Origin of the sequence: Pseudomonas fluorescens, from assembly GCF_902498195.1 — a bacterium.
GTDB lineage: Bacteria > Pseudomonadota > Gammaproteobacteria > Pseudomonadales > Pseudomonadaceae > Aquipseudomonas > Aquipseudomonas fluorescens_BU.
Genome location: NZ_CABVIY010000001.1, coordinates 946,856 through 965,719 on the forward strand (window position 1 = coordinate 946,856; position 18,864 = coordinate 965,719).

General features: G+C 61.7%; 17 protein-coding genes. 8 read left to right on the forward strand and 9 right to left on the reverse strand.

Annotated elements, in window-relative coordinates; genetic code table 11:
* Positions 1–52: 52 nt before the first annotated feature.
* On the reverse strand, positions 53–4,867 hold the full coding sequence (locus F8N66_RS04395; RefSeq protein WP_150769004.1) for a dermonecrotic toxin domain-containing protein: 4,815 nt from the start codon (positions 4,865–4,867) through the stop codon (positions 53–55).
* A gap of 219 nt (positions 4,868–5,086) precedes the next feature.
* Between F8N66_RS04395 and F8N66_RS04400 the strand changes: the two genes are divergently transcribed.
* The gene (locus tag F8N66_RS04400) at positions 5,087–6,130 is read left to right on the forward strand and encodes an Ldh family oxidoreductase (RefSeq protein WP_150769005.1); all 1,044 of its coding nucleotides are present in this window, start codon (positions 5,087–5,089) and stop codon (positions 6,128–6,130) included.
* Positions 6,131–6,253: 123 nt separating this feature from the next.
* Here the strand turns inward: F8N66_RS04400 and F8N66_RS04410 are convergent, their stop codons facing one another.
* Entirely contained in the window at positions 6,254–6,571 is a 318-nt protein-coding gene (locus F8N66_RS04410; RefSeq protein ID WP_150769006.1) for a DUF883 family protein, read from the reverse strand.
* A 163-nt stretch (positions 6,572–6,734) separates the two neighbouring features.
* Between F8N66_RS04410 and F8N66_RS04415 the strand changes: the two genes are divergently transcribed.
* Positions 6,735–6,989 carry a hypothetical protein gene (locus tag F8N66_RS04415; protein ID WP_077044866.1) on the forward strand — a complete coding sequence of 85 codons (255 nt, stop codon included), beginning with the start codon at positions 6,735–6,737 and terminating at the stop codon, positions 6,987–6,989.
* Between the two features lie 3 nt (positions 6,990–6,992).
* Here the strand turns inward: F8N66_RS04415 and F8N66_RS04420 are convergent, their stop codons facing one another.
* Positions 6,993–7,901: a LysR family transcriptional regulator gene (locus F8N66_RS04420; protein ID WP_150769007.1), complete on the reverse strand. Its 909-nt coding sequence runs from the start codon at positions 7,899–7,901 to the stop codon at positions 6,993–6,995.
* 84 nt (positions 7,902–7,985) lie between these two features.
* On the opposite strand from F8N66_RS04420, the gene F8N66_RS04425 reads away from it, so the two are divergent.
* Complete coding sequence (locus F8N66_RS04425; RefSeq protein ID WP_150769008.1) at positions 7,986–8,909, forward strand: carbon-nitrogen hydrolase family protein; 924 nt, start codon at positions 7,986–7,988, stop codon at positions 8,907–8,909.
* 100 nt (positions 8,910–9,009) lie between these two features.
* On the opposite strand, the gene F8N66_RS04435 is transcribed toward F8N66_RS04425, so the two are convergent.
* From F8N66_RS04435 to F8N66_RS04450, 4 genes are all read right to left on the reverse strand, one after another.
* The gene (locus tag F8N66_RS04435; RefSeq protein WP_150769009.1) at positions 9,010–9,555 is read right to left on the reverse strand and encodes a GNAT family N-acetyltransferase; all 546 of its coding nucleotides are present in this window, start codon (positions 9,553–9,555) and stop codon (positions 9,010–9,012) included.
* A gap of 26 nt (positions 9,556–9,581) precedes the next feature.
* Positions 9,582–10,055 (reverse strand): LEA type 2 family protein, encoded by a 474-nt coding sequence (locus tag F8N66_RS04440; protein WP_150769010.1) that lies wholly within the window; start codon positions 10,053–10,055, stop codon positions 9,582–9,584.
* A gap of 60 nt (positions 10,056–10,115) precedes the next feature.
* Positions 10,116–11,588 (reverse strand): nucleobase:cation symporter-2 family protein, encoded by a 1,473-nt coding sequence (locus tag F8N66_RS04445; protein WP_150769011.1) that lies wholly within the window; start codon positions 11,586–11,588, stop codon positions 10,116–10,118.
* Positions 11,589–11,815: 227 nt separating this feature from the next.
* The gene (locus F8N66_RS04450) at positions 11,816–12,709 is read right to left on the reverse strand and encodes a LysR family transcriptional regulator (protein WP_150769012.1); all 894 of its coding nucleotides are present in this window, start codon (positions 12,707–12,709) and stop codon (positions 11,816–11,818) included.
* 101 nt (positions 12,710–12,810) lie between these two features.
* On the opposite strand from F8N66_RS04450, the gene F8N66_RS04455 reads away from it, so the two are divergent.
* Together F8N66_RS04455 and speB are read left to right on the forward strand one after the other, a co-directional pair.
* Positions 12,811–13,902: a polyamine ABC transporter substrate-binding protein gene (locus tag F8N66_RS04455; RefSeq protein WP_150769013.1), complete on the forward strand. Its 1,092-nt coding sequence runs from the start codon at positions 12,811–12,813 to the stop codon at positions 13,900–13,902.
* Between the two features lie 13 nt (positions 13,903–13,915).
* Positions 13,916–14,875, forward strand: a complete 960-nt coding sequence (gene speB / locus F8N66_RS04460) for an agmatinase (protein WP_150769014.1) — start codon at positions 13,916–13,918, stop codon at positions 14,873–14,875.
* Between the two features lie 115 nt (positions 14,876–14,990).
* On the opposite strand, the gene F8N66_RS04470 is transcribed toward speB, so the two are convergent.
* On the reverse strand, positions 14,991–16,043 hold the full coding sequence (locus tag F8N66_RS04470) for an aldo/keto reductase (protein WP_150769016.1): 1,053 nt from the start codon (positions 16,041–16,043) through the stop codon (positions 14,991–14,993).
* A gap of 144 nt (positions 16,044–16,187) precedes the next feature.
* On the opposite strand from F8N66_RS04470, the gene zapE reads away from it, so the two are divergent.
* From zapE to F8N66_RS04485, 3 genes are all read left to right on the forward strand, one after another.
* Positions 16,188–17,306 (forward strand): cell division protein ZapE, encoded by a 1,119-nt coding sequence (gene zapE, locus F8N66_RS04475; protein ID WP_150769017.1) that lies wholly within the window; start codon positions 16,188–16,190, stop codon positions 17,304–17,306.
* An 18-nt stretch (positions 17,307–17,324) separates the two neighbouring features.
* A complete protein-coding gene (locus F8N66_RS04480; RefSeq protein WP_150769018.1) occupies positions 17,325–17,906 on the forward strand; it encodes a DinB family protein in 582 nt (193 codons plus the stop codon).
* 169 nt (positions 17,907–18,075) lie between these two features.
* Positions 18,076–18,567, forward strand: coding sequence for a GNAT family N-acetyltransferase (locus F8N66_RS04485; protein WP_150769019.1), 492 nt, complete (start codon positions 18,076–18,078; stop codon positions 18,565–18,567).
* Positions 18,568–18,648: 81 nt separating this feature from the next.
* Here the strand turns inward: F8N66_RS04485 and F8N66_RS04490 are convergent, their stop codons facing one another.
* The gene (locus F8N66_RS04490) at positions 18,649–18,864 is read right to left on the reverse strand and encodes a hypothetical protein (RefSeq protein ID WP_150769020.1); all 216 of its coding nucleotides are present in this window, start codon (positions 18,862–18,864) and stop codon (positions 18,649–18,651) included.

Sequence of the window (18,864 nt, forward strand, 5' to 3'; positions counted from 1 at the left end):
TTCAGACCGGGATGAAGGCTGCGCAGAACCCTGGTTCTGCGCACTTTTCTCTTCAGGGTGCCAGTGGCGGCCGGTCCAGTTGTCGACCCATTTCGCATATCAGGCGCGATACCGAATCGGCATTGCGTAAGATGATTTTGATACGAGGCTCTGCATTTTGCTGGCTCAGGAAGGCATCTCGAGCTTGATCCATGGTTGGGCAGTCGGTGATGTCAAGAATCGCCTCTGCTTCGTCATAAACGTTTGTCAGCGATTCGAAGCTGATCCATTTCTTCGAACTGGCGCTCCAGCGGGCAAACAACTCCTCCCTTGGGGTGCTCAGCGACAGCGCATTACGCTGGAACTCGATCTGGTCTCGTTTAAGTGCCTGTCCAGGTCCAGTGACCGTCTCGATAAGATCGCTGAACGGACGCCTTGACTCGAGGTAGGCAAAATCCAGTGCATCTGCAACCTGATGGACCAACTCGTGGATCAGCGTGGCGGCCTGGCCGTGGGCGTCGATCTCAAAGGGTTGGGTCAAATGGTTGTTATACCGTTCCAGTTGCTGGTTAAAAAACCTGTCGGTGATGTGCACGCGCTTGTCTGGATCGGCGGCATTGACGAAGGCACCCACGTCGGCTGCCTGGTGCTTGGTTGAACCCAAGATCAGTCGATGACCGCTGAGCAAGTCATTTTCAGGGTCCACCAGCGCATTGCAGACAGGCACGATGACCGCCTTGACTTTGTCGAGCAGGTCGGCATCGACGTCGTCGACATCGAAGAAGGCTTTGAAAAAGGTTTCCAGCCGCGTGCCTGGGACAAAAGACCTGAGCAAGGCAAGGTTATGCAGGCTGTTGAAGGCGTAATAGCGCGCCATATCGAGAGCCCTCACAATCTGGTGGGCCTCGTTGGGGAATTTTTCCCGAATGTCGGCCATGCCTCGCGCCTGTATGTTCAACACCCGTCGTGCTTCGTGGCTGGCGACAAACCGGTTGTGCATTTTCGACAGGTTTTTTCCGTAGTGCACGGTATGGATGTCCGGATCAATGACCAATTGCCTGTCGGCCGTCTCCAGCAGTCCGGGCCCTTCCTGCCGGTCTTTGATCATCCGCCATACGGCCCCGGTTTTTTTCACGGGGTACACCTTGCCTGCAATGGGGGCGTATTGACGCTGGCTGTTGGTGTCCAGGTACGTTCCGTCGCTGTTGTCTTTTAGCAGGTCCTTCAACTGCACGGTCGAGGTTTCGAAGTGCCGCAGCAGGGTGCGCGACGGTGCGGTGGTATCCACCTGCGACCATGGCAGCGCGGCCACGGGCGTCGCGACCGGCGCAGCGGGGGGCGGGGTTGTCACTGTGGTTTCGACCTGGTCTTCCAGGGACAATCTGCCCAGTGTGATCATCTGTGCTGCACCGTCGATGAAATCGCGCAGTGCTTTTTTCCAGTGCTGATCCTGCAGCGCTTCGGCCGAGTCTTTAAAGTCTTCGAAGGCTTGCCAGAGAAACCTGCCGCAGGCGAGTTTGCCGGGCAACACGCCCGGAATCAGTTTGATGCCGGCGGTGAATAGATGCTTGACCGTTTCCCACTCCATAAACCCGTTGGTATCGGCTTGACTGGCGAGCATCCGCGGCAGCAGGACGGTGTTGTCGTTGAACAAATGGGTCAGCAAATGGCCGCCTATGACATTGGCTCCGAGGCTGATTTTACTCACTTGCCCGACCGTGGACTGATAGAGGCTGCGCAAGGCCGCGCGTTCATTGTCCGGCACGCGCCGCAGCAGCCATTCCTGCAAGGGTCCGGGCGTGTTGAGCGCCGCGACCACGCCGGCGTCATTGTCGAATTCGGTGAATGCCGCACCGCTACGGTAAGGCGCATACAACACTTGTGGGCCCTCCTGTCCTGGCCCCGGGCCGATCAAATACAGACCCTGCGCCGCGACAGCAGTGGCGCCGGCTGTCTTGATCAGTTGCAACGGTCGAACGATGGCGTGGGCGCCCTCAACCGCAGCCCGGGCCACGGCGTCCGGCATATCCAATACCTGTCGAATCAGGTCGAAGGCACCGTCGGACAGGCGTTGTTGCAGCTTCAACTCGTGGGCGTGATGCAGGAGTTGCCACGGTACTTGTTGCACAAAACGATTCCAGCGCGGCACCGCCTGGGTGCTGTCTGTCACCAGGGCGTCCGTCACGAGTTTTGTGAAGCTTGTCTGAATGTCCAGCGACGACAGCAGTCGTTTGATTGCGGATGGGTCGAGGGTTGCAGGTAACGGTTTGCTGGTTTTTGAGGCAACCTTGAAGCTTGTGCCCTGGGCCACGTTGATATGGTTCAAGGCAAAGTCGGTCAAGGATTGGGCGGGGCCTGCCAGGGACAGATTGGGGGTGATCTCAATGTCGTCGGGGTTCAGCAGGGCTTCGGCAAATTGGCTGTTGAGCAGCGTCTTCAAGGTTTCGCGGGCGTAGTCTTTCAGTGGTTTTATGCCGTGCAGGTAGTCCGTGTCGTCAGTGACACTGTTGAGGTATTGCTCCAGCAACTCGAGATGAAATTGCTGCTCTTTGACAGGGGCCATACCGAGCCAGGCGGGGAGGGATTGCCGTTGGCTCATGGCCTTCGCGATCAAGGTGGCCCTGGGCAAGTTGATGTCGATGGGGATTTGGGTCAACGCCTGGAGCGCCGTGTGTTTTTTGGGGGACGCTAGCGTCGAGTCGTACACGCGCTCGCAACGTGCCAGGAAGAGGTCAATGCCGGACTGTGCCAGGGCCTGCAAAATATTGCCCTCGATCAGTCGCAACGAATGGAGCGAATAGCGTCGGTGGAACTTGTGCTGGGCGGGGGTGAGGTTCTCCAGCAGCCCCAGGCATTTATCGGCATCGAGCAGGCGCAGGTTCAGCTGTTGCCGTGCGCTGGCGACGTTCTTGAACACTTCCAGTCCCGCTGCGGGTGTCCACAGGATTGCGCGCCCGGAATGCTGGACGTCGAGGCCCCCACGCTCGGTCAGCAGGACGCAATTGGCCAAGGGCATCACGTCCTTTTCACCCGAACACTCAAGGACCAGGGAGAAGGCATCCGGGTGGAACCCCCGGATCGCCGGGCGACTTTTTCGGTCTGGCCGGTCCGGATTGAAGACCGTATCGACAATGTGCCAATCGGCATTGCGCAGCGTGCCACCCAGCTCCCGCAGGGTGGCTTCGCCACGCACGCCGACGGAAAGGGCGTGGGACAGTCGCGGTTTCATGTCCTCCAGGTATGCCCGTTGTTGCGCGAGAGTGGCCAGTGGTTGCCCGGTAAATTCGCTTCGGACTGCAGCGTCGACCGAGTGAAACGACTTCGCGTGAGTGTCCACCGTGTCCCCCAGCACCAGCGAGGGTTGTTCGCCCGCCAATATAATCCGGGTGCTCCAGCGATCCTTGGTATCCAGTGTCGGCTGTTGCGCGTTGATCAGTGCACGGATGTCCAGCGCCTTGTCGAAGTAGGCCTGGATGTTCACCGCGCCGTCACTGTGGCGGAACACCTGAAAGGCATAGTCCAGGTTTTGCAGCTGTTTACTGATGATCGCTTCAAAAAGCGCCGGGAATACCGCGCCGCTGATCACGGCGCCGGACACCTGCGGCTCATGGAAACCGATGAAGCGCTGGCGTTCCTCCAGGCTCATGAGGTCATAGAGTTCATCGTCGTGCCCGGCCACTGTGGATTTGTTCTGCAGGGTGGCTTTGAGGTCCTGATAGTCCTTCAGCACCTGAAAGCCAACGGCGGGGGTGTAAAGGAAGGCATGGGCGCTGTCCTGGCTGATCATCAGCGAACCGGCGAGCTCCACGAAGTTGGGCTCGTACTCCCACAGGCGCACGGTTTCGAGGGTCAGCGTGGAGGCGCTGTCGGTGATCGGCTTGATCAAGGTGTGCAGGGCGCTGCTGTGTTCCGGGGTGATGGTTTCGGCTTCACGCTTGAGCAGCAGGTCGGCCCGGGCCTTTTCGCCCAGGGCCCGGGCAAAGAATGCCCGGCGCGTGGCGCCGTCGACGCTCGCTTCGTTCCAGTAGCGGTGCAGTTGCGTGGACAGTTGGCTGATCAGTTCATCCGCCGCGCGCTTGAGCGCCGTTTCCCAGCGTTGCTGGTCAGCCGGCTGCGACGCCCTTTGCGGATGAGAAAACTCAGGCTGGCCCAGCGGCCATCGTTGGTGGCGGTAATACGCCAGCACCGCGTCCCTCAGGGACAGGGAGTTGATCCAGCGTCGAGCCGTTGCAGGCTGTGCGTCGGCAGGAGTGGCTGTTTCGGCATAAAAACCGACCTGGGTCCGACGCTGATCCAGCCCGGGGAAATCGGCTTTCAGCAGCGCTTCGAGCACGCTGTCGAGCAGCGCGTCGAGCGTCGGCAGTTTTTGCAGTTCGTCGACCATGGCCTGATCGTTACTGCGCAGGTTGTGTTCGATCACGGTGCGTTGATCGTCGAAAATGTCGCCGTCGATGGTCTGGAAGGTCACCCGGATGTCGCTGGCTTCGGCCAGGGCCTTGCGCGCGGCCAATGACATGAAGGCCAGCAAGTCATCGTCTTCGTCCGCGTTGTCCAGCTGGCTTTTCAAGTGCGCGGATAACGTCGTGCGGTCGGCGAATTTTTTAATGCCCGCGTAAGGGGTGTAGAGAATCTCGCCGTTGTCATCGGGCAGTGCGCTCAATACAAAACTGCCCGCCAGGGGCAGGGCCAGGGCTCCCGTGGCAAGCAGGATGGACTCGGCGCGCATCGGTGGGGTTTGCTGACCGCGTAACGCATCGGTGGCCCATTGCACGTGGCGGATCCATTGGAAATCCTTTTGCGTCAGCCCGTGGGCCTTGCCCAGGTCAGGCCATTGCCCGGGTGCGTGCCGGGCCTGCGGGAAATACAGGGGAGGGGTAGGTGTAGACATCGTCGAATCTCACTCGGGGCGCCGCTCAAAGCGGCGTTAGGTTGAGGTTCGAGACTAAAATCCGTCGCCAAGTCGCAGGTGGTAGATAGTTAGAGCACGGGTGGCCGATGCTCATGCAAACAGGCCCTATCGAAGGGTTGACAGGTCGCTCGCCGAGCGTTGTTAATCGGCGGTCTACAAACGCTGTTGTTCCCTCCAATAATTAGTCTGGAGCTTCAGATGTCCGCACCACTCGATGATGTGTCTGCTGTTGTCTCGCAAAACCTGTCCCTCGCTGAGCTGACAGCATTGCTTGAGAAGATATTCCTGCGTCATGGCACCTCTGCCGATGTCGCCCGGGTGCTGGCCGAAAACTGCGCCGGCGCCGAACGCGACGGCGCGCACAGTCACGGGGTGTTTCGCATCCCTGGTTATGTTTCGACGTTGCAAAGCGGCTGGGTGAATGGCAAGGCCGTGCCGGTGGTCGAGGACGTGGCGTCGGGCTTCGTACGGGTCGATGCCGGCAACGGCTTTGCGCAACCGGCGCTCGCGGCGGCCCGGGCCCTGCTGGTGGAAAAGGCGCGCAGCGCCGGCATCGCGGTGCTCGCCATCCGCAACTCCCACCATTTCGCTGCCTTGTGGCCGGATGTCGAGCCCTTCGCCTATGAGGGGCTGGTGGCGCTCAGCGTGGTCAACAGCATGACCTGCGTGGTGCCGCACGGCGCCGATCGACCGCTGTTCGGCACCAACCCTATTGCGTTTGCCGCACCGCGTGCCGACGGCGAGCCGATCGTGTTCGACCTGGCCACCAGCGCCATTGCCCATGGCGACGTGCAGATTGCCGCACGCAAGGGCGAGCGTTTGCCACCGGGCATGGGCGTGGATGGCCTCGGTCAGCCGACCCAGGACCCGAAAGCGATTCTCGAAGGCGGTGCGCTGTTGCCATTCGGCGGGCACAAGGGCTCGGCGCTGTCGATGATGGTGGAGCTGTTGGCCGCCGCGTTGACCGGGGGCAACTTTTCGTTCGAGTTCGACTGGAAAAACCACCCCGGCGCCAAGACTCCGTGGACCGGCCAATTGCTGATCGTCATCGACCCGAGCAAGGCCGCCGGGCAGAGCTTCGCCGAACGCAGCCAGGAACTGGTGCGACAGATGCACGGGGTGGGACTCAAGCGGTTGCCGGGGGATCGCCGTCATCGTCAACGTGGCAAGTCGCAAGCCAACGGTATCGAGCTGGAGGCGCAGACGCTGGCGAATCTGCGGGAGTTGGCGGGCGTCAGTTAAACGCAATCCAGTGTGGGAGCGGGCTTGCTCGCGAAGATGTTGTATCAGTCGACATCCATATTGCCTGATACGCCCTCTTCGCGAGCAAGCCCGCTCCCACAGGTACCGCGTTTGATTTTATGTTCAGCGCCGGGCCAGCAACAAACCCACTACCAGCCCGAAACCCGCCGACACCGCAACGGTTTGCCAAGGATGACCGCCAATGTAGGTTTCGGTGGCCTCGACCGCAGGCAGCGTCCGATCGCGCACGCTGGTCACCGAGTCCTTGGCCTGCTGGAGTTTCAGGGCGATTTGCCCACGCAGTGTCTCTGCTTCCTCACCCACCAGTGAGGCGCTGCTCTTGAGCAATTTTTCCGACTCTTCGATCAGCAACTGAAGTTCGCTGAAGGCCTGGTCCTTGATTTGATCTTCGGCGGCTTGCATGGCGGTTTTGCGGGCCATTGAAGTACTCCTTGCAGGTAAGTGACAGTGAACAATGGAGTGCGCCGGGATTGAAAAAGTTGCAGCGATTTTGCGTGCCGCCGCGATCCCGATGAAAATCCAGCGCAGGACGTTTCGTCCTACAGTGTAAGATGTCGCCTATTTTACGCAGCAGGACATTCCCATGAGCTTCAACCTGGCCGACAAATCCCTTGCCGAGCGCGCGGCGCTGGAAGATGAAAAATCCCGTCTGTTCGAACTCTGGCAAAACAACCTGGGCAAAGCCAAGGGCGAAGCGGCCCGGCTGTTTGGCGAACGCGCCAAGCGCAAGGGCAAATGGGCGGAGTGGGTCCGCGCCGAACTGGATGGCATGTCGCCGCCAGAGTTCTCGAACATGGTGCGCAGTGAAGTCAATCGCCTGATGGCGGCCAACAAGTAACGGTTACGCAAAACACGCGACAATCGCCTCGCGTACCTTCACCACCACCGGGTCGAGCTGGGTGCTGGTGCGCCAGCCCAGTTCGATCGGGTAGCGCGGCAACGCCAACGGGCAGGGCAGCAGCGCCAGACCGCTGAGCGCCGCGATGCTGCGTGCCGCATGGGCGGGAATGGTTGCCACCGCCCGGCTGCCCTTGAGCAGGTAAGGCAATGCCGCAAAATGCGTGGTCGAGGCACAGACCCGCCGGCTCAACCCCAGTGCCGCCAGCCCCTCGTCGGTGATGCCGATAAATCCCCCCGATGACACCAGGATGTGTTCGCGCGCCACAAACTCCTCAAGGCTGATGCCGTGCTGCCCAGCGGCCAGGCTGAGCGGGTCGGCCAGACAGGCGTAATCGCCTTCACCCAACACCTGGCGACTGAGCAGGCGTTCGGCAAATCCGCCGGCGGTAATGGCCAGGTCGATGCTGCGCTCCATCAGCGCCTGGGCGACGATCTGGCTGTGGGTCTGCCGAAAGATCAGACGCAGTTTCGGGGTGCTGCGGGCGACTGCCTCGATCAGTCGCCGACCGAAGGCAATCTCGAAATCATCGGACATGCCCAGGGTCACGGAGCGTCCGTCGTAATGGTGGGCACCGGGGTCGACCATCGCCAGGCTCTGGCGGCATTTGTTCAACGCATCGCTGACCACCGGCTTGAGTTGATTGGCCTTGAGGGTGGGCGCCAGGCCGCGGCCGGTGCGCACAAACAACTGATCGCCATACACCTCGCGCAGCCGGCGCAACGCCGCGCTGACGGCCGACTGCGTCACGCCCAGGCGCAGTGCGGCACGGCTGGCGCTGGACTCCTCGTGGAGCGCTTCGAAGACCTTGAGCAGGTTGAGATCGATATCGGCGATATTCATGGTGTTCATATCATTCAGCAGTGAATGGGGCTTTATTCATGATCCCGTGGCGTTCGAGAATGAGCAACACCTGATGCCAACGGAGCTGTCGTGATGCCAAAATCCATTGTTGCCGCACTGCAAATCGGCGCCTTGCCCGGCGGCAAGGCCGACACCCTGGAACTGATTCTGTCCTGGGAAAACGCAATCATTGAATCGCGCGCCGCCCTGGTGGTGATGCCCGAGGCGCTGCTGGGCGGCTATCCGAAAGGCGAGGCGTTCGGCACGCAACTGGGTTACCGGCTGCCGGAAGGCCGCGAAGCCTTTGCCCGCTATTTTGCCAATGCCATCGATGTGCCCGGTGCGGAAACCGACGCGCTGGCGGGGCTGTCGGCGCGTACCGGGGCCAACTTAGTGATCGGTGTGATTGAGCGCGCAGGGAGCACGTTGCACTGCACCGCGCTGTATTTCGATCCGCAGGCGGGGCTGGTGGGCAAGCACCGTAAATTGATGCCGACCGGCACGGAGCGGCTGATCTGGGGCAAGGGCGATGGCTCGACCTTGCCGGTGATCGACAGCCAGGTCGGGCGGATTGGCGCGGTGGTGTGCTGGGAAAACATGATGCCGCTGCTGCGCACGGCGATGTATGCCAAAGGCGTGGAGGTGTGGTGCGCGCCGACCGTGGACGAGCGTGAAATGTGGCAGGTCAGCATGCGTCACATCGCCCATGAGGGCCGCTGCTTCGTGGTCAGTGCCTGCCAGGTGCAGGATTCGCCGCAGGCTTTGGGCCAGGAGGTCGCCAACTGGCCGGCGGATCGTCCGTTGATAGCCGGCGGCAGCTTGATCGTGGGGCCGATGGGCGACATCCTGGCCGGGCCGTTGCGCGGTGAGGCCGGTCTGCTCACGGCGCAAATCGACACCGACGACTTGATCCGCGCCCGCTATGACTTCGACGTGGTCGGTCACTATGCGCGGCCGGATGTGTTCGAGTTGAGCGTGGATGAGCGGGCCAGACCGGGCGTGCGTTTCAACGCATAACCCTGTGGGAGCGGGCTTGCTCGCGAAGGCGTTGTATCAGTCGACATCCATGTTGCCTGACACGCCGTCTTCGCGAGCAAGCCCGCTCCCACAAAGTCTTTCATCGTAGGCGAAGCCACTCATCCCGGGTGATTTCCCAGACCTCGCTGGCAAATCGCCCACCGACAAATTGGCCCTCATCGGTCCGAATCAAGCGCATGCCGGTACGTTCCGACAGTTTGCGCGATCCGGCGTTCGGTGCCGCTTTTGGCACGCGCAGCACGTCACGCCCGAGGGTCTCGAACCAGTACCGGGTCACGGCTTCGCTGGCTTCGGTCATCAAGCCCCGGCCCTGCCACTGCGGACCGAGCCAGAAGCCACGGTTATTGTCCTGCTCGTTCATCAGGCTGATGTTGCCGATCAATTGCCCGGGCGCCGATTTCAGGCGAATCGACCAATGCCATTCATCGCCACGGGCAATCGCCGGCAGGGCGATGTCGCGCAGGTAGGTCAGGGCACCGTCGGCGGGATACGGCCATGGCACCAGGGCGTTCAGGTAACGCACCACCTCCCAGTGCGGGAATTGTTGCTGGATGGCTTCGGCGTCGGCCAATTCCAGCGGGCGCAGGATCAAGCGTTCGGTGTGAAGGAGGGGGGTGGCATCCATGTTCTTTGCAGCTCCCTGGAGCGGACTTAACGATTGCCGGACGTGGGCTCCGGCAGGCTGAGCTTGCCACTATCGACGAATCGCCGGGTGCCGAACAACCCTCCCGCCAGTTTGCCGCGCAGCACGTAAGGCATGTTGTTCAGGGTTTGCACCTGGCTCAGGCCGAAGGTCTGGCGCAGCACGGAAAACGCCGAGACGCTGACCGGCACGCTCAACACGGTTTCGGAATAACCCGCGAGCGAACCGGACTCGTTACTGACCCCGGAAGCAAAGGGCTGGCCGTTGATATCAAGATCCAGCGCCACGCCGTTGTAGTTGATGTTGGTGCCATTGGGGTTCTGCACGCGAATCTTCACGGCAAACCGTACTTCCATGTCCTGGCTTTGCAGCGGTTGGAGGCCGACCACGTTGATGTTCAGCGGGTCGTTGTTGGGGTAAACGGCACAGGCGCTCAGGGTGAGCAGCAAAAGAGAAAGGATGAACCCGGGGAAGTTGCGCATGGACGTACACTCGTAAGCAAAAGGGCTGAACCGCCAGCGGCTCAGCCCTTGAGCATTTGTCTAGCGGTTCATCTGTGCGACACCTGGCGGCGTGACGGGTTCACCCTTGGCCGGGACATCCGGGTTTTCCATGACCTGCAGGATCGAGGCTTCCGGATCGAAATCGTCTTCTTCCAGCTCGATGAATTCCTCGGGCAGGAAGATATTCAAAACGATCGCGCACAGCGCGCCGACGGTGATCGGCGACTCGAAAATGTTGTGCAGCGCCTTGGGCAGCTCACGCAAAACCTCTGGCACGGCCGCCACACCCAGGCCCATGCCGATGGAAATCGCCACGATCAGCATGTTGCGACGGTGCAGGCCGGCTTCGGCGAGGATCTTGATACCGGCCACGGCCACGGTGCCGAACATCACCAGCTCGGCGCCGCCGAGCACCGGCTTGGGCATCAATTGCAGCACCGCGCCGATCATCGGGAACAGCCCGAGCAGGACCAACAGGCCGGCAATGAAAAACGCCACGTAGCGGCTGGCGACGCCGGTCAGCTGGATCACCCCGTTGTTCTGGGCGAAGGTCACCATCGGCATGCTGTTGAACACGGCGGCCATCGCCGAGTTGAGGCCGTCGGCCAGCAACCCGGACTTGATCCGCCGAATGTAGACCGGGCCTTTGACCGGTTGCCGGGAAATCATCGAGTTGGCGGTCAGGTCGCCCGCCGCTTCCAGTGGCGACACCAGGAAAATCACCGCCACCGGCACGAACGCCACCCAATCGAAGGAGAAGCCGTATTTGAACGGCACCGGAACGCTCATCAGCGGGACGGCGGGCAGGCTGGCGAAATCGACGTGCCCCAGCAGCCAGGCGACGACGTAGCCCAATGTCAGGCCGATGACGATCGCCCCGAGGCGCAGGAACGGCACGTCCACCCGGTTCAAGACGACGATGGTCCCGAGTACCAGTGCCGCCAGGCCCAGGTGGCCGGCCGCGCCGAGGTCGGTGGCACCGAAACCGCCGGCAATGTCGGTCATGGCGACCTTGATCAAAGACAGGCCCATGAGCGTGATGATGGTGCCGGTCACCACGGGGGTGATCAGCATGCGCAGCTTGCCGATGAACTGGCTCAACACCACCTCGATGAAGGCGGCGAAAAAACACACGCCGAAGATCGTCGAGAGGATCTCATCGGTGCCGCCACCCCGGGCCTTGACCATGAAACCGGCACTGAGGATCACGCTGATGAACGAGAAACTGGTGCCTTGCAGGCACAGCAGGCCGGAACCGACCGGCCCGAATCGCCGCGCTTGCACGAAAGTGCCCAGGCCCGAGACGAACAGCGCCATGCTGATCAGGTAGGGGATTTCGCTTTGCAGGCCCAGGGCGCTGCCCATGATCAGCGTCGGGGTGATGATCCCGACGAAACTGGCGAGCACATGTTGCAGGGCGGCGAACACGGTGGCGGTCAGGTGCGGACGGTCGTCGAGGCCGTAGATCAGGTCATTGTGGCGCGGGGCCGGGGGTTTTTCAGAGGCGGTCATGGTGATGTGCGAGCCAGGAGGCGGGCCGGGTCAGAAAATGGAGGCGCAGGATGCCAGAAACACCCTTTTGTGGCGAGCGATGGACCCCGCATCCACCACATTCCCTCTGTGGGAGCGGGCTTGCTCGCGAGGGCGCAGTGTCAGGCAATAAAGTGTCGACTGACACATCGCCTTCGCGAGCAAGCCCGCTCCCACAGGGTTCATTGGTGGCAAGGAAACCGCAGGCTTCAGGCAAACGCCGCCAGTAAGTCCTCTTCGAACGCCTTCTGCGCATCCCCCGGCACCTGCGCCCGATGGCGGGCCAGGTGAAACGCCACCTCGAAACTCATGCCCTGGCGACGCACCACCCGCAGCAACCCCTTGTCCTCCCAGGCCCGGGCAAAGTGCTCGGGCAGATAGCCAATGTGTTTGCCGGACAGAATGAAGGCCAGGGTGCCTTCGACCTGCTCCGCGCGCGCCGAGCACAGTTTTCCCTGAAACGGCTCGTCGCTGCGCAGGAAGCGGTAGGGGTGATCGACCCGGTCGCAGGCTTGCAGCGCGTGATCATCCGGTGCGTCATCGTCGAACAACGGATGGCCGGCGGCGCAGTACAAGTGCTGGGTTTCGCTGAACAGTTGCCGATAATCAAAGGCGCTTTGCACTTGCGAGAAGTAACCGACGGCCAGATCCAGCCGCTGTTGCAGCAGCAAGCGCTCCATTTCGCCGGGCATCGCGCTCATCAGCTCGATGCGCACCGACTCGTCGCGCTCGCGAAAACGCCGGATCGCCCCTGCCACCCGTTGCAGCACCGACTGGTCCAGCGCTTCGGACAAGCCCAGGCGCACTTCACCGATCAGGCGTCCGGCCACGCCGTTGGATTGATGGCGGAACGCTTCGATGGACTCGAACAGCCCACGGGTGGCGCTGAGTAATTGCTCGCCCTTGGGGGTAATCCTGAACCCGCCCTTGCCACGGCTGCACAACCGGTAGCCGAGGCGGGTTTCCAGCCTGGCCATTTGCTGGCTGATGCTCGACTGGCTCAAGCCCAGTTCACCCTGCGCCGCGCTGAAGCCACCGCACTCCACCACGCTGACAAACAGGCGCAACAGATGCAGGTCGAGGTCGTGGAGTTGACCGAGCATTAAACATTACTCCTGGATAATGTCAGGTTAATAATCTTGATATTTCACTAATGTATCCGACGGCGCACGCTGCAACCACTTCTTCCGGTCAGGTGTTCGTCATGAATTCCCCATTCAAGATGTGTTTACCCGCGCTGTTCCTTGCCATGGCCGCGGCGGCCCAGGCCGAGGACAAGGTGGTCAATCTCTACAGTTGGGCCGATTACGTCGCGCCTGAAACCTTGCAGCGTTTCGAACAGGAAACCGGCATTCATGTGCGCTACGACACCTTCGATGCGCCGGAGGTGCTGGAAACCAAGCTGCTCACCGGTGGCAGCGGCTATGACGTGGTGGTGCCGTCATCCAGCGTACTGGCCCGTGGCCTGGCGGCAGGCGCGTTAAAGGCCATTCCCCATGAGGGCCTCAAAGGCTACGCCAACCTGGACCCGGACCTGCTGGAGAAACTGGCGGCGGTCGACCCCGGCAATCAATACGGCGTGCCCTATACCTGGGGCACCCTGGGGCTGGGGATGAATGTCGAGGCGGTGCAAAAGCGCTTGCCGGATGTGCCGCTCAACAGCCTCGACCTGCTGTTCAAGCCCGAATACGCCAGCCAGCTCAAGGACTGCGGTATCGCGATCATTGACTCGCCCCAGGAAGTGATCGGCCTGGCGTTGCACTACCTGGGCAAAGATCCCTACAGCACCCAAAAGGACGATCTCGAAGCGGCCCAGGCCTTGTTGCACCAGTTGCAACCTTCGGTGCTGTACGTGGCCAGCGGCCGGCAGATCAACGACCTGGCCAACGGCAGTGTCTGCCTGGCACTGGCTTACAACGGTGACGCGAGCATGGCCGCCGATCAGGCACGCAAGGCCAATAAACCCTATGAAATTGCCTACCGGATTCCCAGGGAAGGCACCCTGGTCTGGCAGGACAACCTGGCGATCCCCAAGGACGCGCCGCACCCGCAAGCCGCGCGCCAGTTCATCGAATTCATGCTGCGTCCCGAATCCGTGGCCGCGCTGACCAACACCCTGTTCTTTGCCACCGCCAACCAGGCCGCGACACCGCTGGTCGATGAGGCGGTGCGCACCGACCCGGACATCTACCCGCCCGCCGATGTGCGCGGGCGGCTGTACGCCGACCGCAGCATGAGCCTCAAGGACATGCGCCAGCGCACCCGCGTGTGGACCGCTTTCCGTAGCCGCCAATAATAAGGAACCCGAGATGGACGTCCCGATGCAAAACGATCAGGCCATCACCCGCGACAGCCTGTATGGCACCGCCGCCGAAAGCACCTACGCCGGCATCACCAGTTTCATGCGCCGTCGCTACAGCCGCGACTTGCGCGGTGTCGACGTGGCGGTCAGCGGCGTGCCGTTCGACACCGCCACCAGCAACCGCCCTGGCGCACGCTTCGGACCCAGGGGGATACGCGCTGCCTCCACCGGGATTGCCTGGGAACGCCACTGGCCCTGGACCTTCGACCCGTTCGATCATCTGGCGGTGGTGGACTTCGGCGATTGCGACTTCGATTACGGCTCGCCACAGTCGACCCCGGAATGCATCGAGGCCCACGCCGAACACATCCTCAACGCGGGCAGCGCGATGTTGACCTTCGGCGGCGATCATTTCATCACCTATCCGCTGCTCAAGGCCCATGCGCGCCAGCACGGCCCGCTGTCCTTGATCCACTTCGACGCCCACAGCGACACCTGGCCGGACGAGGAGGGCAAGCGTATCGACCACGGCACCATGTTCTGGCATGCGGCCAAGGAGGGGCTGGTCGATCCGTCGCGCTCGGTGCAGATCGGCCTGCGCACCACCAACGACGATCACCAGGGGTTTGCCGTGCTGGACGCGCGACAGGTCCATCGGCGCGGGGTGGATGCGATTGTCGAGGCAATTCGCGCACGGGTCGGTGACCACCCGGTGTACCTGACGTTCGACATCGACTGCCTCGACCCGGCTTTCGCCCCGGGCACCGGAACGCCGGTGTGTGGGGGATTGAGCACGGTGCAGGCGCTGGAAATCCTCGGCGGACTGCGCGGGATCAACCTGGTGGGCATGGACGTGGTGGAGGTGGCGCCTGCCTACGATAGCGCGGACATCACGTCACTGGCGGCGGCGACGCTGGCGATGGAGATGCTGTGTTTGTATGCGGCCAGGCATAAGGTCGACAGGTAGTACGCCGTCCAAATGTGGGAGCGGGCTTGCTCGCGAAAGCGCTGTGTCAGTCGACATAGGTATTGACTGATACGGCCCCTTCGCGAGCAAGCCCGCTCCCACATGTTGGTCAACGTCAGGCGACCGGGATTTTTGGCAAGTCCAGGGTTACGCCACCGCTGAACCGCGCAAACGAACCGCTGATCGATTCATGGGGCACACCCTTGGCCACGTCGCTGACGCCATCGAGCCGCGCCAGTTGCTCCGCCGTCAACTGCACGTTCAACGCCCCCAGGGTCGCATCCAGTTGTTCACGGGTCCGTGAGCCCAGAATCGGTATCAGCGTGGTGGTGGAGCGCCTGGCCTGTTCGCGCAGCCAGGCAATGGCCACGTGGGTCGGGCTGCTTGCCAGTTCCGCGGCGACGGCCAGCAGGGTGTCGAGCAGGGCGGTTTCGCGGGCGCTTTTCTCGGCGTGGACCAGCATGCCGAGTTTAGTGGCGCGGTTGTCGCCCTCGCTGTTGCGGTATTTGCCGGTGAGGAAGCCGCCACCCAAGGGCGACCACAAGGTTGCGGCCAGGCCCAGTGCTTCGGCCATCGGCAGTTGCTCGCGTTCCGCGGTGCGCTCGGCCAGGCTGTACTCGACCTGGATCGCGGCAATCGGGGCGAAGCCACGTACTTCGGCCAACAGGTCGGCACGGGCGATGCGCCACGCCGGGAAATTCGACAGCCCGGCGTAATGGATTTTGCCGGCCCGTACCAGATCGTCGAAGCCGCGCAGGATTTCTTCCATTGGCGTAACGCCATCGCTCATGTGCGCCCAGAACAGATCGAGGTGATCGGTCTTCAGCCGTTTCAGGCTTTCCTCCACGGCGCGCACCATGTTCTTGCGGTTGTTGCCGGTGTGGGAAATGCCGGCCGCCGGTGTAGTCCCCAGGGTGTATTTGCTGGCGATGACCAGGTGATCGCGCTCGGCGGCGATGAACTCGCTGAGCATGGCTTCCGATTGGCCGCCCTGATAGCCGTTGGCGGTGTCGATGAAGTTGCCGCCCGCTTCCAGGTAGCCATCGAAAATGCCCTTGGCCTCGTCTCGCTCGGCGCCGTGGCCCCAACCGGTGCCAAAGTTGCCGGCACCCAACGCCAGTTCGGAAACCCGCAGGCCGGTTTTACGGCCGAACACTTTGTAATGCATGGGATGACTCCTGAAGAAACGGTGGTGTTATTAATAAATGCTATTCGTCATCTATTAAATATGATGCCAATCATATATATCGTCAAGGCACTTCGTTGAAAATCGGCCGACCGGAGGATTCGATGCGGGCCTATACTGCCGCGCATGAATGTCGACTCTCCCCTCAGCGCCTGGCAGCACGCCATCGAACAAAAGGGTTTCGTCCAGGACGAAGCTCAGGAACACGCCGTCTGGGCGTTGCAAAAGTGCCATGAAGCGTTGCATGAGGGGCGCACGCCGATCATGGGCGTGTACCTCTGGGGCCCGGTGGGGCGGGGGAAGACCTGGTTGATGGACCAGTTCCACCAACATCTGCGGGTTCCCGCGCGGCGTCAACACTTTCATCACTTCATGGGCTGGGTGCATCAGCGCTCGTTCCAGCTCACCGGCACGGCCGACCCGCTGAAGGCCCTGGCGCGTGAACTGAGCGAGGAAGTGCGGGTGCTGTGCTTTGACGAGTTGTTCGTCAATGATATCGGTGACGCGATCATTCTCGGGCGCTTGTTCCAGGTGATGTTCGAACAGGGCGTGGTGGTGGTCTGCACCTCCAATCTGCCGCCGGACCAGTTGTACGCCGATGGCTTCAACCGCGACCGCTTCCTGCCCGCGATCACGGCAATCAAACAGCACATGCAGGTGATCGCGGTGGACGGCGGCGAAGATCATCGCCTGCATCCGGGGCAGGGCCTGCAACGTTACTGGGTGGCAGCAGCGGGACAACCCTGCGCACTGGAGGACGTGTTCACGCTGCTGACGGTGGGCCAGGCGGTATCGCGCGAACCGGTCAAGGTCGGTTACCGTTCGCTGGACGTGGTGCAGGCGAGCAAAAGCGTGCTCTGGTGTCGATACGCCGATCTGTGCGAGCAGCCGTTTTCCGCCATGGATTTCATGGCCCTGTGCGACACCTACAGCGCTATCCTGTTAAGTGATGTCCCCAACCTGAGCGCACAGAAACGTGCCGGGCGCATCGCCCGTGGCACCGAGGACGGTGCGGTGCGGGTGGACGCGGGGGATCGCGAGCTGCCGCAGCTGTCGGTGCATGACGACGGCGTGCGGCGTTTCATCGCCCTGGTCGACGAATGCTACGACCGCAAGGTGCCGCTGTACCTCGAAGCGCAGGTGCCGATGGATTCGCTCTATACCGAGGGCTACCTGGAGTTCCCGTTCCGCCGCACCCTCAGTCGCTTGCAGGAGATGCAGCTGGAGCGATTCGCCCAGGCATGAGTTTGAGGAGCAATCAGCATGAATCAGCCCCTGTCGCACCATTTGCTGACCATGGCTTACCAGAACGCCTGGGCCAATCACCGGCTGGCCAAAGCCTGGTGCCAATTGACTGCGCAGGAGCTGTCGGCGCCTCGGGTCAGTTTCTTTCCCGGTATTCGCGCAACCCTCAATCACATCCTGACTTGCGACTGGTTTTATGTGGATGCCCTGGAGCGCGAATTGCGCGGCGATGATCCGCATCCCGATTGCCATGTGTTTTTCAAGGACGACGAGCCGTTCACCCAGGGCCCGGATCTGCGGCATGAGCAGGCTCAGGTCGACCGGCGCCTGATCGCCTATTGCGAGCAGATGCGCGACGCCGAGCTGGGCAAGGTCGTGACCATCGCCCGGGATACGCCGCAACACGACAGCCGTTTACGCCTGCTGTCCCATCTGTTCGAGCACCAGCTCCATCACCGTGGCCAGGTCCACGCCATGCTCAGTGGCACGTCGGTGAAACCGCCGCAGCTGGACGAGTTTTTCTGTGTGGGCGAGTCGCATTTGCGGGCGGAGGATTTTGCCGAGTTGGGCTGGACTGAGGCGTTGATCTGGGGGCACTAACATCAAGAGATCGCAGCCTGCGGCAGCTCCTACGGGTATACGTGAATTTGCTGTAGGAGCTGCCGCAGGCTGCGATCTTTTGATTTTCCACCCGCGCTCGCGATATCGTCACCGGGCCTTACAGGGCGTAGTGCGCACTGGGGGCTATTGAACGTGATCGAGGATGGAAATGGATTCCGCAGAAATACTGGTACTTCAGGCCAGCTACACCAATCCGGTGCACGCCGAGGCGATTGGCCTGGTGCTCAACAGTTACGCCCAGGACCCGATGGGCGGCGGGCACGCCTTGCCCGCGGATGTGCTGGAACAATTGCCGGGTGAGCTGGCCAAGCGACCCCACGCATTCAGCGTGCTGGCCTTTGTCGGTGGTGAGCCGGCCGGTCTGGTCAATTGCTTCGAGGGGTTCTCGACCTTTGCCTGCCGGCCATTGGTCAATGTGCACGACGTAGCGGTGGTGCCGAAGTTTCGCGGGCTGGGCTTGAGCCAGCGGATGCTGCAGAAGGTCGAGGAAATTGCCCGTCAGCGCGGCTGCTGCAAAATCACCCTGGAGGTGCTGGAAGGCAACGCGGTGGCGCAGGCGTCTTACAGCAAGTTCGGCTTTGCCCCGGGCGAATTCGATCCGGCGCACGGGCGGATGATGTTCTGGATCAAGCCACTTTGATCCAGGCAAAAAAAAGGGCGTCCATCAGGACGCCCAACGGATCTCTCTGACTGATAGAGCAAGCAGCCAGAGGTGTAACAATCATTTCGGTCTGTAGGTTTCGGTCATTTGTGCGGTTTGATCGTCCGGAACCCGCAGTTCCAGAGCCTGGCTTTGCGTGATGTTGCCCTGTGCCAGTTGTTGGTTGTAGCGCAGGGTTTCGTAGTAGTACCTCATGCGTTCAGCCCCGCCTTCGGCGAAGGCGGCGGTGGAACCTAACGTCATGAGGACGGCGAGGATCAGCGTAGTACGTTTCAT

Coding starts and splice junctions, on each gene's coding strand:
- F8N66_RS04415 (WP_077044866.1), top strand. CDS start 6,735: ATGAGCTTCAACCTGGCCGACAAATCCCTTGCCGAGCGCGCGGCGCTG.
- F8N66_RS04410 (WP_150769006.1), bottom strand. CDS start 6,571: ATGGCCCGCAAAACCGCCATGCAAGCCGCCGAAGATCAAATCAAGGAC.
- F8N66_RS04425 (WP_150769008.1), top strand. CDS start 7,986: ATGCCAAAATCCATTGTTGCCGCACTGCAAATCGGCGCCTTGCCCGGC.
- F8N66_RS04450 (WP_150769012.1), bottom strand. CDS start 12,709: ATGCTCGGTCAACTCCACGACCTCGACCTGCATCTGTTGCGCCTGTTT.
- F8N66_RS04435 (WP_150769009.1), bottom strand. CDS start 9,555: ATGGATGCCACCCCCCTCCTTCACACCGAACGCTTGATCCTGCGCCCG.
- speB (WP_150769014.1), top strand. CDS start 13,916: ATGGACGTCCCGATGCAAAACGATCAGGCCATCACCCGCGACAGCCTG.
- zapE (WP_150769017.1), top strand. CDS start 16,188: ATGAATGTCGACTCTCCCCTCAGCGCCTGGCAGCACGCCATCGAACAA.
- F8N66_RS04400 (WP_150769005.1), top strand. CDS start 5,087: ATGTCCGCACCACTCGATGATGTGTCTGCTGTTGTCTCGCAAAACCTG.
- F8N66_RS04470 (WP_150769016.1), bottom strand. CDS start 16,043: ATGCATTACAAAGTGTTCGGCCGTAAAACCGGCCTGCGGGTTTCCGAA.
- F8N66_RS04420 (WP_150769007.1), bottom strand. CDS start 7,901: ATGAACACCATGAATATCGCCGATATCGATCTCAACCTGCTCAAGGTC.
- F8N66_RS04445 (WP_150769011.1), bottom strand. CDS start 11,588: ATGACCGCCTCTGAAAAACCCCCGGCCCCGCGCCACAATGACCTGATC.
- F8N66_RS04485 (WP_150769019.1), top strand. CDS start 18,076: ATGGATTCCGCAGAAATACTGGTACTTCAGGCCAGCTACACCAATCCG.
- F8N66_RS04455 (WP_150769013.1), top strand. CDS start 12,811: ATGAATTCCCCATTCAAGATGTGTTTACCCGCGCTGTTCCTTGCCATG.
- F8N66_RS04490 (WP_150769020.1), bottom strand. CDS start 18,864: ATGAAACGTACTACGCTGATCCTCGCCGTCCTCATGACGTTAGGTTCC.
- F8N66_RS04395 (WP_150769004.1), bottom strand. CDS start 4,867: ATGTCTACACCTACCCCTCCCCTGTATTTCCCGCAGGCCCGGCACGCA.
- F8N66_RS04480 (WP_150769018.1), top strand. CDS start 17,325: ATGAATCAGCCCCTGTCGCACCATTTGCTGACCATGGCTTACCAGAAC.
- F8N66_RS04440 (WP_150769010.1), bottom strand. CDS start 10,055: ATGCGCAACTTCCCCGGGTTCATCCTTTCTCTTTTGCTGCTCACCCTG.